Here is a 12,186-nt window from a genome sequence, read left to right on the forward strand (position 1 = left end):
TCCTGCCATTGTCAGTGGGCGCACGCGTTATGACGAGCGACGGTTTAGCCGGTGAAGACCGCCTCGGATGCAGGCGTTCACGATCCTGTCAGTTTACCCCCTTAGTTTATGGGGTAAATTTTCCCATTATCCTGCCGTTAACCCATACCAGAACCTAACGAATAAAGGCATAACCATGAAACGTCTCTCTCTCAAGACATGGAGTCTGGGCGTAAAACTTTCGGTACTGACCTCGGTGAGCGTCGCGGTACTGTTTATCATTTTAACCCTGACACTGAGCCACAATGCAGCAAAACAGGTCCATACGCTGACGCAGGCGGATATGGAAAACCAGGTGAACGGCATTGGCGATATGGCCAGTATGTTTAACACCACTCTCAGCGAAGAAGTCAGCAACTACACGGCCTTATTCCAGAGTTTTTTACCGAAACGCTTCTCTCTGGATGAGTCCCAGCAGATCACCGTGGGTGACCAGCAGACCCCAACGCTGCGCGCCGGACTGCGTACGCTGAACCTCGACCAGGTACTGGTTGATGATTTTAAAGATCGCACCGGCGCCATTGCCACTATTTTTGTTCGCACTCAGGGCGATAAATTTATCCGTGTTTCCACCTCACTCCGAAAAGAGGATGGCGAACGGGCCATCGGCACCCAGCTTGACCCTAACAGCCCCGCCTGGCAGCCCATTCAGAAAGGTGACATTTATCGCGGTGTCGCCCTGCTGTTTGGCAAACGCTACATCACCCAGTATCAGCCGGTGCGTGATGAGACAGGCCGGGTGATTGCCATTCTGTTTGTTGGAGTGGACATCAGTAAACAGTATGCCGTGATCCGTGAAAAAGTGCTGGCGAAGCATCTCGGCGACAGTGGCAATTTCTACGTGCTGAACCGCACAGCAGGCAAGCAGCACGGCCACTATCTGTTTCACCGCACTCTGGAGGGGAAACTCCCCGAGCTGCCACAGGCGGTACAACAGCAGCTCCTGACGCAGCCCCAGGGCAAGCTGGAGGTGACTGACGACAAAGGCACGGAGAAAATTCTCGTCTGGCAGTACCTGCCGGAATGGAACTGGGTGGTCGTCGGCGACGTCGATAAAGCCAGTCTGCTGGCCCCGGTTCAGCAGACGCGTAATCTGTTCCTGCTGATTGGTGCGGCGCTGGTCGCGGTGTTCGCCATCATGTTTATCTGGATCACGCGTATCTGGCTGAGTCAGCCCCTGCAGCAGGTGATTACGCTGGCACAGCAGTATGCGGCGGGCAATCTGCTGGCAACGCTGGAGACACGGCGCCAGGATGAAGTGGGCCAGTTGATTGTGGCGATTAACGGCATTGGTGACGGGCTGGAACGTGTGGTGGCTCAGGTACGCCATGCCGCAGATGAAATAGCCAGCGGCACCGAAGCCATTGTCTCCAGTAGCAGTAATATCAGTGAGCAGATCAGCCGACAGGCCAGCAGCGTGGAGGAGACCTCCGCCAGTATGGAGCAACTAGGTGCCACGGTAGAACAAAATGCCGGCAATGTGACCCAAGCGCTGCAACTGGTTGGTGAAGCGGCAGCAGCCGTCAGCCACGGCTCGGCTACTGTCGGCCAGTCAGTGCTGACCATGTCCGATATCAAAACGGCCTCTCAGGGGATTGCCGACATCACTCAGGTGATTGAATCTATTGCCTTCCAGACCAATATCCTGGCACTGAATGCAGCAGTAGAAGCGGCGCGTGCCGGCGAAAACGGTAAAGGCTTCGCCGTAGTCGCCGCCGAAGTGCGGGCGCTGGCGCAGCGTAGTGCGCATTCCGCCAAAGAGATCGACCATTTGATTGCCGACTCTCTGCGTAAGGTCGTTCAGGGCCATGACCTCTCTGAGCAGACCCGACAGGCGATGGACAATATCACCGGGCGCATGGAGCAGGTCAAAGTACTGATGAGTGAGATTAACGTGGCTTCACATGAGCAGTCGACCGGTATCGGTCACGTGAATATCGCCATGGCGCAAATTGGCCAGGCTACCCATCAGAGCAGCGAACTGGTGATGCATTCCGAGCAGACGGCACAGGAGCTGAGTCGTAAAGGACATCACCTTAACGAGTTAGTGCAGGTGTTTAGTGTTAAGTCATAAAACTGGCTTACACTCAAAGTGGGATTTGTTTTGAGAGGATGACTATGCGTCCGATACCTGCTTTGCTGTTTGTTCTGTTACTGAGTGGCTGTAGCGTGCTGAACAGCACGCCGCAGCCCCCCCCGCCCCCTGCCGCGCAGGCGGTAGAGATCAGCCGCGCGCAGAGTAGCAATCTGCCACGGCTGGGCAGTGCCAGCGTCACTGTGCGCGGCTCCCCGGATGATGCAGAACGCGCGCTGGCAGCAAAGGCTAATGCAGCCGGTGCGCGTTACTATCAAATTCTGTTGGTCAATGAAACCGTGGCGCCCGGCATGTGGTACGCAAGCGCTATTTTCTACGGCGCATCAACTGGCACCGGTGGCGCGCAATAGCAGACGCTGACACACTTTTTGCGACAGCGTAAAGCCAGAGTCGGGGCCCAGCTGCTGGCGGCACCAGGCATCGGCTAACGGGGGTTCAAGATGGCGCAGCACCTGTTCTGCGATGACCAGGTTAACGAGCTGTGTCACCAGATAGTGCGCCTGAGCCTCCTGTGGCCTGCGCAATGCTGCTCTGAGCTGACGCCAGCGTTGATCGACGTAGCGGTTCTGCCCTTTTACGCCGTCCATCAACCGTCCCACCCCCTCAACGGCGGCAGGCTGCTTCGTCAGCACACGCAGAACATCAAGGCACATTACGTTGCCTGCCCCCTCCCAGATGCTGTTCACGGGCATCTCCCGATAGAGGCGCGGAAGCTCACTCTCTTCGCAATAACCCACCCCCCCCAGCACCTCCATCGCCTGTGCCACCATGCCCGGCCCGCGTTTGCAGATGACATATTTGGCGGCGGGTGTCAGCAGGCGGCAATAGCTGCGTTGTTCTTCATCGGCGGGCTGTGACCAGGCGCTGGCGAGGTGCATCAGGAAAGCGGTTTGCCCCTCCAGCCGCAGAGCTTCAGAAGCTAACCACTGGCGCATCAGTGGCTGATCGACCAGGTTTTTTCCCTGAACCTGACGCTGGTGCGCGTGGTACAGGGCGATCGAATAGGCCCGGCGCATCAGACCATGGCTTCCCAGCGCGCAGTCAAAACGGGTATACCCTGCCATTTTCAGGATTTGCCGCACGCCCTCACCTTCCTCCCCGACAAGCCAGGCGCTGGCATTGAGGAACTCCACCTCTGCGCTGGCGTTCGCGCAGTTGCCGAGTTTGTCCTTCAGGCGCTCAATCTGCACGGCATTACGGGTGCCGTCCGGCAGCAGACGCGGCAGGAAAAAGCACGACAGCCCTGCTGAAGCCTGCGCCAGCACCAGATGAGCATCGCTCTGCGGTACAGAGAAAAACCACTTATGGCCGATGAGGCGATACTCTTCTCCGCTTCCCCGGGATGCGACCGGTTCGGCGCGTGTGGTATTGCTGTATACATCTGTCCCGCCCTGCTTCTCGGTCATGCCCATCCCTATCAGCAGGCCGCTTTTTTGTTCACCTGGCTGCTGATGCGGATCGTAACGGTCTGACAGCAGGCCAGGCAGCCAGCGCTGAAAAGGGGCTGGCAGGTGTTGCTGTAGTAACGGGATCGCTCCGAATGTCATGGTCACAGGACACAAGGTACCGGCTTCTACCTGCGCGTGCAGCAGAAAGCGGGCCGCTCGCGCCACAAACGCGCCTTCCTGTGCGCCGGCCTGCCACGGCAGGTTATGTACGCGGTTGGCGCACAGCCCCTGCATCAGCAGATGCCAGGCAGGATGAAAGCGCAGATCGTCGAGACGCTGCCCACGGGCATTGTAACGCAGCAGTTCCGGCGGATGACGGTTAGCCAGCCGCCCCAGTTCCAGTGAACCGGCGCTGCCCAGCTGCTGACCGACGGAGGCCAGACGAGCGGTATCCCATCCCGCGCCTTCACGCAGCACGGCTTCACGCAGGGGGGTATCAGAGAGAAACAGATTACTGTGATCCAGAGGGGCAGGCTGATTAAAAACGGTGTGGGTTGTCCAGTCCATTGCGGCATCTTTTGTTAAGGGGCCAGATGCAAGGATAGGACGCAGGGAGGAGAATTCCGGGGCGCAGGTCACGCCCCGGAGAATTTATTTCGCGCTGCGCTGGCGCACCGCTTCAAACAGACAGACACCGGTCGCCACCGAGACGTTAAGCGAGGAAACGCTTCCTGCCATCGGAATGCTGATCAGCTCATCACAGTGCTCACGGGTCAGGCGACGCATCCCCTCTCCTTCCGCACCCATCACCAGCGCCATCGGGCCGGTCATTTTGCTCTGGTACAGAGTATGGTCAGCCTCACCGGCCGTGCCGACAATCCATACGTTAGCCTCCTGCAGTACGCGCATGGTGCGTGCCAGGTTGGTGACGCGGATCAGCGGAATATGCTCGGCCGCACCGCTGGCCACTTTTTTAGCCGTCGCATTCAGCTGGGCTGAACGATCTTTGGGTAAAATAATCGCGTGGACCCCGGCGGCATCGGCGCTGCGCATGCAGGCACCAAGATTGTGCGGGTCGGTCACGCCGTCCAGAATCAGCAGGAACGGACTGTCCAGGCTGGCCAGCAGGTCCGGCAGGTCGCCTTCCTGATACTGACGGCCCGGTTTCACCCGGGCGATAATGCCCTGATGCACAGCACCTTCTGATTTGCTATCCAGCACCTGCTTGCTCGCCACTTGAATAACGATGCCCTGCGCTTCCAGCGCTTTGACCAGCGTTTGCAGACGACGATCGTCACGCCCTTTCAGGATAAACACTTCCTGGAAACGCTGGGGATCGCTGTCAAGCAGCGCCTGCACGGCGTGAATACCAAAAACAATTTCACTCATGGTTCAGTTACTCAACTTTCATATTCAGTGAGCGGGCTGCCCGAAAAAGAGGGTCAGCCCCTAAGCTAATGATGACGAATATCACAGGCTGACCGAAGGTCAGCCCCTACGAAAAACAGGTTGCCCTGAACCGCAGGGGTCGACCCTTTTTCGGGTCGACCCGTATCGACAGTGTGCAGTTGCCGTTATTGTGCGGCGTCGGTTTTTTTCGCCCGCTTCGCGCGGGTGGCAGCCCCGATTTTACGGGTCTTGTCCGACGGTTTGCGGGGTTTTTTCTCTTTCGCTGCAGCAGGCGCCGCGCCGTCAGCGGCTTTCGCCGGGCGGAAAGCACTGTCCGGCTCAAAGTTGGCGCCTTTGCGCGGAGCTCGACGGCGGCTGCCGCTGTTCTTCGGTGCTGCACGCTTTTCGCGTTCGCGTTCTGTTTTACCTTCACCACGCGGCTTACGGCTGCTTGAGATCAACGCGAAGTCAATCTTGCGCTCGTCCATATGCACCGCATCAACCCGCACTTCCACCGTGTCACCAAGGCGATAGGTACGGCCACCGGATTCACCAATCAGGCGCTGGCCCACGGCATCAAAGCGGTAGTAATCATTATCCAGCGTCGACACGTGTACCAGCCCGTCAATAAACAGATCGGTCAGACGCACGAAGAAACCAAAGCCAGTCACGCTGGAGATCACGCCGGTAAAGGTTTCGCCTACCTGATCCTGCATGAAGTCACACTTCAGCCAGTCGGCGACATCACGGGTGGCTTCGTCCGCACGACGTTCCGTCAGGGAACAGTGCTGACCCAGCTGCAGCATCTGCGGCATCTCATAATGGTAGCCACCGGTTGGCGTGGTGTTGCCCTGCAACGTCCCCGCCTCTTTGGCCAGCAGGTACTTAATTGCACGATGCAATAACAGGTCGGGGTAGCGACGGATCGGCGAAGTAAAGTGTGCGTACGACGCCAGCGCCAGGCCGAAGTGGCCCCGGTTTTCCGGGTCGTAAACCGCCTGCTTCATGGAGCGCAGCAGCATGGTTTGCAGCATTTCGTGATCCTGACGGCCCGCAATCTGACTCAGCAGTGCAGAGTAATCCACCGGCTGCGGCTTATCGCCACCCGGCAGGGTCAGACCCAGCTCATTCAGCACCGAGCGGAAGCTCTTAATGCTTTCATCACCCGGACGGTCATGGTCGCGGAACAGGGCAGGTTCGTTGTTTTTCTCAACGTAGCGCGCTGAAGCGATGTTCGCGAGGATCATGCACTCTTCGATCAGTTTGTGGGCATCGTTACGGGAAACCTGCTCCACGCGCTCGATACGGCGATCGGCGTTGAAGATAAACTTCGCTTCATCCGTTTCAAACGAAATACCACCACGCTGCTCACGCGCTTTTTCCAGCGCCAGATACATGCGGTGCAGTTCTTCCAGATCTTTCACCAGCGGCTCGTACTGCTGACGCAGTTCCTGATGCCCCTGCAGAATGTTCCACACTTTGTTGTAAGTCAGACGCGCGAAAGAGTTCATCACCGCTTCGTAGTGCTTGTAACCTGTCAGTTTACCGGTCGAGGAGATGGTCATCTCACACACCATACACAGGCGGTCAACTTCCGGGTTCAGGGAACACAGGCCGTTAGACAGCACTTCCGGCAGCATTGGGATCACCTGGGACGGGAAGTAAACCGATGTACCACGGTTAACCGCCTCATCATCCAGCGGCGTGCCCGGGCGCACGTAATAGCTGACGTCAGCAATGGCTACCCACAGGCGCCAGCCGCCACCGCGTTTCCGCTCACAGAACACGGCGTCATCGAAGTCACGGGCATCTTCGCCATCAATGGTGACCAGCGGCAGATCGCGCAGGTCGACGCGGCCCTGTTTCGCCTCTTCCGGCACTTCTTCGCTCAGATGGGCAATCTGTTTTTCCAGCGCTTCCGGCCATTCGTGCGGAATATCATGCGTACGCAGCGCCATATCAACGGCCATGCTGGTCCCCATGTTATCGCCCAGCACTTCAACGACTTTACCCACGGCCTTGCTGCGGCGGGTCGGACGCTGAGTCAGCTCCACCACCACCACAAAGCCCATGCGCGCGCCCATCAACTCATCAGCCGGGATAAGGATGTCAAAGCTCAAACGGCTGTCATCCGGCACCACAAAGCCAACCCCTGAGTCGGTGAAATAGCGGCCAACGATCTGGGCATTACGTGGCTCAACCACGCGCACCACACGCGCTTCACGGCGGCCTTTACGATCGGCACCCATTGCCTGCGCGAGGATCATGTCCCCGTGCATGCACATTTTCATCTGTTCAGCAGAAAGATAGAGATCGTCCTTACTGCCTTCAATGCGCAGGAAACCAAAGCCGTCGCGATGGCCGATCACTTTGCCTTTAAGCAGGTCCAGACGCTCCGGCAGCGCATAGCACTGACGGCGGGTGAACACTAACTGCCCGTCACGCTCCATAGCGCGCAGACGGCGACGCAGCGCTTCAGTCTGCTCTTCTCCACTGATGGAGAGTTCTTCTGCCAGCTCTTCACGGCTGGCCGGTTTTTCACGTTTATCCAGGTGGGCAAGAATGAACTCGCGGCTTGGAATAGGGTTTTCGTACTTTTCAGCTTCTCGTTCCTGAAAGGGATCGTGTGACATCGAGGTTCCTCCGTTGTCAGTTGCTCAGTGAAGGTCGTTCACTCAGCAAAATTTGGTAGAGCGGATTGTTGTCTTCAACCAGATCGGCCAGGGTGTATTGGTCAAGCTCATGCAGAAAACTCTGCAGAGCATCATGCAGCGCTTTTTTCAGGCGGCAGGCTGAGGTGATATGACAAAAGTCACTGTGGCAGTTCACCAACTGCAGCGGTTCCAGCGCACGAACCACCTGACCAATCACGATATCTCCGGCGGGTTGCCCCAGACGGATGCCGCCATTTTTGCCGCGTACGGCAGCAATGTACCCGGCACGACTAAGGTGATTGATAATTTTGACCATATGATTACGTGACACACCGTAAGTGGCTGTCACTTCACTGATACTGGTCATCTGGCCTGCCGGTAGCGAAGCGAGATAGATCAGCGCGCGTAAGCCGTAATCGGTAAAACTGGTTAGCTGCACGATAACCTCAAAGATACAACCGCAGGTGAAGTTGTGATCCGCTCAATAATTTGTATGGTTAACAATGATAATAAACCAGCCGGGGCTAGCCGGGCCATTTTATTTAAGGTGAGAACGGCAGAAGGGAACGGCAGGAAACCGGTACTGAATAAAAGCTGGCCGGGCAATGCCCGGCCTGAAACGACATTATGCGTCAAACGGGTCGCGCAGAATCATGGTTTCACTACGGTCCGGGCCGGTCGAAATAATATCAATCGGCACACCGGTCACGTCTTCAACGCGCTTGATATAGTCAAGCGCTGCCTGCGGCAGACCGTCCAGCGTTTTCACACCAAACGTGGTCTCAGACCAGCCAGGCATGGTTTCATAAATCGGTTCAATACCTTCCCAGCCTTCTGCTGCCAGCGGGGTAGTGGTCACTTCACGGCCGTCTGGCATGCGGTAAGCAACACAGATTTTCACCTCTTTCAGGCCATCCAGCACGTCCAGTTTGGTCATGCAGAAGCCGGAGAGAGAGTTAATCTGAACGGCACGGCGCACGGCAACCGCATCCAGCCAGCCGGTACGACGACGACGACCCGTAGTGGCTCCGAACTCGTTCCCCTGCTTGCACAGGAATTCACCGGTTTCATCAAACAGTTCGGTCGGGAACGGTCCTGCACCCACGCGAGTGGAGTACGCTTTGACGATCCCCAGCACGTAGTCAACATAGCGGGGACCAATGCCTGAACCCGTTGCTACGCCACCGGCGGTGGTGTTAGACGAGGTGACATACGGGTAAGTACCGTGGTCGATATCCAGCAGGGTGCCCTGTGCGCCTTCGAACATAATCAGGTCGCCACGCTTGCGCGCGCCGTCCAGCAGTTCGGAAACGTCAACCACCATCCCGGTGAGGATGTCGGCAATTGCCAGGGTATCCGCCAGCACTTTGTCGTAGTCCACTGCGTCAACTTTGTAATAGTTCACCAGCTGGAAGTTATGGTATTCCATCACTTCTTTCAGCTTCGCCGCGAAGGTTTCTTTGTTGAACAGATCGCCCACGCGCAGACCACGACGGGCCACTTTATCTTCATAAGCCGGCCCGATACCACGACCGGTGGTGCCGATGGCTTTCGCGCCGCGCGCTTTTTCACGTGCCACGTCCAGCGCGACATGATACTCAAGGATCAGCGGGCAGGCTTCGGAAATGAACAGACGCTCGCGTACCGGGAAGCCGCGATCTTCCAGACCCTTCATCTCTTTCATCAGCGCAGCCGGAGACAGCACAACACCGTTGCCGATGATGCTGGTTACGTTCTCACGCAGGATGCCAGAGGGAATTAAGTGGAGGACGGTTTTCTCACCGTTGATGACTAGCGTATGGCCAGCGTTATGGCCTCCCTGGTAGCGCACTACGTATTTAGCACGTTCAGTCAGGAGGTCAACTATCTTACCTTTACCTTCGTCACCCCATTGGGTGCCCAGTACGACGACGTTCTTACCCATTTTTCAAAATCACCGATTGCTTAAAAAAGGATTCTACCATCGTCATTTCCCTCTTTCAGCAGTTTTAGCATACGATTGCGTACTTTTTTGCCAGTGAGTCGGTTGTACACCCGGGTTTGGCGGGTATTTTTGATTCAACCAGCGCCGCCACGATTAAGCATGTAGTAGATTACTGCACCGGCAACGACCAACCCACCCCCTACCCGCCGCAGCAGACCATCCGGCATTTGTGCCATCGAAAGGATCATCCGCCGCCAGAGCTTCGGATAAAGCATCGGGCCTAACCCCTCAAATACCAGTACTAACCCCAGCGCCATCCACACCGTTCCATTCATCTCGTTCACTCACTGTCTGGTTTTAACTGAAACATAAAAAAAGGGCCGGAACAAATCCGGCCCTTTCCATTTTCCAACGGGTTAGCGCGTCGTGGTTGACGGACTCTTCATAAAGCGGAAGAAGTCGCTGTCCGGGCTTAACACCATGACATCCTGATTGCTCTTGAAGCTGTTCTCATAAGCACGCAGGCTGCGGATAAAGGCATAGAAGTCCGGATCCTGGCTGAATGCATTTGCAAACAGTTTCGCCACTTCTGCATCGCCTTCACCCTGAGTAATCAGAGCCTGACGACGCGCTTCTGCCAGTGTACGTTCCACTTCATAATCGGCCTGAGCTCTGACTTTTGCCGCTTCTTCCGCACCCTGAGCACGCTGGCTACGGGCAACGGATTCACGCTCTGCACGCATACGTGCATAGATAGCGTCAGACACTTCTGTTGGCAGGTTAATCTGCTTGATACGCACATCCACCACCTGAATACCCAACGCCGCCATACTGTTCGGGTTGATAGGCGGTTCATTGCTGTTGGTCTCGCTCTCTACGCGCTTGGCAACAGAGGCAATGGCATCATCGGCAGCTGGTGTAGCAACTTCATCATCCTGGCCTGCACTACCGGTGTTCAGGGCATCGCGGACATCGGTGGTCAGACGACCACGCGAATCTGTCACGATATCTTTCACATCCAGGCGGCCAATCTCAGAACGCAGACGGTCACTGAACTTACGTTTCAGCAGCACTTCCGCCTGAGAAATATCTCCCCCGCCAGTGGCCAGGTAGTAACGGCTGAAGTCGCTTACGCGCCATTTGATATAGGAATCAACGATCAGGTCTTTCTTCTCTTTAGTGACGAAGCGATCGGCCTGGTTGTCCATCGTCTGGATACGCGCATCAAGTGACTTTACCGACTCCAGGAATGGGATCTTAAAGTGCAGACCTGGCGCGTAGACCAGCGGTTTATTATCTGAATCACGCAGAACCTTGCCAAAGCGCATCACAATGCCACGCTGGCCTTCCTGCACAACAAACAGTGACGCGTACAGCACCACCAGCACAACAATCAATACTACGATTAATGGCTTACGCATCGCTTATTCTCTCCCTTCGCGCTGGGTATCGTTACGCTGAGCATTCACCCGGCGCTGATCCATAATGTCGTCCGGACTGAACGACGAACTGCCGCTGGCGCGTTCGTTACTGCCTGATGCCGGTGGCAGACGCAGCAGCCCACCGCTTGCATCCTGGCTGTTGGCAGACGCCCCCTGGCCACGCATCAGCTGATCCAGTGGCAGTACCATCAGGTTGCTGCCTTTATCATTAACCAGCACCTTGCGGGTATGACCCAGCACGCGTTCCATGGTTTCGATATACAGACGCTCACGGGTAATCTGTGGTGCCGCTTTGTATTCCGGCAGGATACGCGCAAAGCTATCCACTTCACCCTGTGCTTCCAGCGTCACGCGAGACTTGTAGGCACGCGCTTTTTCCAGAATCCCCTGCGCATCACCACGGGCACGTGGCAGTTTGTCGTTGGCATAGGCTTCAGCTTCACGCACTGCCTGCTCACGGTTTTCACGCGCGGCAATCGCATCATCGAAGGAGGCTTTCACATCTTCCGGTGGGCGTGCCGTCTGGAAGTTGACGTCAAGCAGAGTGATGCCCATGTCGTACGGACGAATGGTTTCTTCCAGCTCACGCTGGGTTTCACTACGCACGACGGTACGGCCTTCGGTCAGGATGCGATCCATGGTTGAACGACCGATAACGCCTCGCAGCGCGCTGTCGGTTGCCTGACGCAGGCTGTCATCAGCACTGGTCACCGCAAACAGATAGCGCTCTGGGTTTGTCACGCGGTACTGCACGTTCATTTCAACGCGCACAACGTTCTCATCCGAAGTCAGCATGGTGCCTGAAGCAGACAGCTCACGAACGGCCTCCACGTTCACCGCGCGAACCTGATCGACAAAGGTCGGCTTCCAGTTCAGACCTGGTTCAACCAGATGGCTGAATTTACCGAAGCGTGTCACCACGCCGCGTTCTGCCTCTTTGATGGTGTAGAAGCCGCTGCCCGCCCAGATCACGACCGCAGCCACAGCCACGATACCCACCAGACGCCCGGCATTGCCCGGCTTGCGTTGCGCGCCGCCGTTGCCGCTACCTGACCCGTCACCGCCGCTTTTCTTACCACCGCCCAGTCCGCCGAGCTTATTGCTCAGTTTACGGAAGATATCATCTAAATCAGGAGGCCCTTTATCACGCCCTCCCTTATTTCCCCCAGAGTTGCCGCCTTGATTATTGCTGCTTCCCCACGGGTCGCGGTCCTGTCCGTTATTCCCGGGCTGATTCCACGCCATGTTTATACTC

Annotated in this window: 10 protein-coding genes; 2 read left to right on the forward strand and 8 right to left on the reverse strand. The window is 56.7% G+C overall.

Going from position 1 to position 12,186, the window contains the following annotated elements:
- Positions 1–175: 175 nt before the first annotated feature.
- Both K6L24_RS18890 and bsmA read left to right on the forward strand, forming a co-directional pair.
- The gene (locus K6L24_RS18890; protein WP_222681728.1) at positions 176–2,113 is read left to right on the forward strand and encodes a methyl-accepting chemotaxis protein; all 1,938 of its coding nucleotides are present in this window, start codon (positions 176–178) and stop codon (positions 2,111–2,113) included.
- A gap of 44 nt (positions 2,114–2,157) precedes the next feature.
- Positions 2,158–2,484: a biofilm peroxide resistance protein BsmA gene (gene bsmA, locus K6L24_RS18895; RefSeq protein WP_137269171.1), complete on the forward strand. Its 327-nt coding sequence runs from the start codon at positions 2,158–2,160 to the stop codon at positions 2,482–2,484.
- Here bsmA and K6L24_RS18900 read toward each other — a convergent pair.
- The 8 genes from K6L24_RS18900 to hflK form a co-directional block, all read right to left on the reverse strand.
- Positions 2,458–4,089, reverse strand: a complete 1,632-nt coding sequence (locus K6L24_RS18900; protein WP_187509353.1) for an isovaleryl-CoA dehydrogenase — start codon at positions 4,087–4,089, stop codon at positions 2,458–2,460. The genes bsmA and K6L24_RS18900 overlap by 27 nt on opposite strands.
- A gap of 84 nt (positions 4,090–4,173) precedes the next feature.
- Positions 4,174–4,911 carry a 23S rRNA (guanosine(2251)-2'-O)-methyltransferase RlmB gene (rlmB, locus tag K6L24_RS18905; protein ID WP_062745656.1) on the reverse strand — a complete coding sequence of 246 codons (738 nt, stop codon included), beginning with the start codon at positions 4,909–4,911 and terminating at the stop codon, positions 4,174–4,176.
- Positions 4,912–5,096: 185 nt separating this feature from the next.
- Positions 5,097–7,544 (reverse strand): ribonuclease R, encoded by a 2,448-nt coding sequence (gene rnr, locus K6L24_RS18910; RefSeq protein ID WP_222681729.1) that lies wholly within the window; start codon positions 7,542–7,544, stop codon positions 5,097–5,099.
- Between the two features lie 16 nt (positions 7,545–7,560).
- Positions 7,561–8,004, reverse strand: a complete 444-nt coding sequence (gene nsrR / locus K6L24_RS18915; RefSeq protein WP_222681730.1) for a nitric oxide-sensing transcriptional repressor NsrR — start codon at positions 8,002–8,004, stop codon at positions 7,561–7,563.
- Between the two features lie 186 nt (positions 8,005–8,190).
- On the reverse strand, positions 8,191–9,489 hold the full coding sequence (locus tag K6L24_RS18920) for an adenylosuccinate synthase (protein ID WP_062745663.1): 1,299 nt from the start codon (positions 9,487–9,489) through the stop codon (positions 8,191–8,193).
- Between the two features lie 134 nt (positions 9,490–9,623).
- Entirely contained in the window at positions 9,624–9,824 is a 201-nt protein-coding gene (locus K6L24_RS18925) for a DUF2065 domain-containing protein (protein ID WP_062745790.1), read from the reverse strand.
- Between the two features lie 81 nt (positions 9,825–9,905).
- Complete coding sequence (gene hflC, locus K6L24_RS18930) at positions 9,906–10,910, reverse strand: protease modulator HflC (RefSeq protein ID WP_062745665.1); 1,005 nt, start codon at positions 10,908–10,910, stop codon at positions 9,906–9,908.
- A 3-nt stretch (positions 10,911–10,913) separates the two neighbouring features.
- Positions 10,914–12,176: an FtsH protease activity modulator HflK gene (gene hflK, locus K6L24_RS18935; RefSeq protein ID WP_062745668.1), complete on the reverse strand. Its 1,263-nt coding sequence runs from the start codon at positions 12,174–12,176 to the stop codon at positions 10,914–10,916.
- Between the last annotated feature and the right edge of the window lie 10 nt (positions 12,177–12,186).

It is taken from the genome of Erwinia persicina, from assembly GCF_019844095.1.
GTDB classification, from domain to species: domain Bacteria; phylum Pseudomonadota; class Gammaproteobacteria; order Enterobacterales; family Enterobacteriaceae; genus Erwinia; species Erwinia persicina.

Coding starts and splice junctions, on each gene's coding strand:
- K6L24_RS18890 (WP_222681728.1), top strand. CDS start 176: ATGAAACGTCTCTCTCTCAAGACATGGAGTCTGGGCGTAAAACTTTCG.
- bsmA (WP_137269171.1), top strand. CDS start 2,158: ATGCGTCCGATACCTGCTTTGCTGTTTGTTCTGTTACTGAGTGGCTGT.
- K6L24_RS18900 (WP_187509353.1), bottom strand. CDS start 4,089: ATGGACTGGACAACCCACACCGTTTTTAATCAGCCTGCCCCTCTGGAT.
- rlmB (WP_062745656.1), bottom strand. CDS start 4,911: ATGAGTGAAATTGTTTTTGGTATTCACGCCGTGCAGGCGCTGCTTGAC.
- rnr (WP_222681729.1), bottom strand. CDS start 7,544: ATGTCACACGATCCCTTTCAGGAACGAGAAGCTGAAAAGTACGAAAAC.
- K6L24_RS18920 (WP_062745663.1), bottom strand. CDS start 9,489: ATGGGTAAGAACGTCGTCGTACTGGGCACCCAATGGGGTGACGAAGGT.
- K6L24_RS18925 (WP_062745790.1), bottom strand. CDS start 9,824: ATGAATGGAACGGTGTGGATGGCGCTGGGGTTAGTACTGGTATTTGAG.
- hflC (WP_062745665.1), bottom strand. CDS start 10,910: ATGCGTAAGCCATTAATCGTAGTATTGATTGTTGTGCTGGTGGTGCTG.
- hflK (WP_062745668.1), bottom strand. CDS start 12,176: ATGGCGTGGAATCAGCCCGGGAATAACGGACAGGACCGCGACCCGTGG.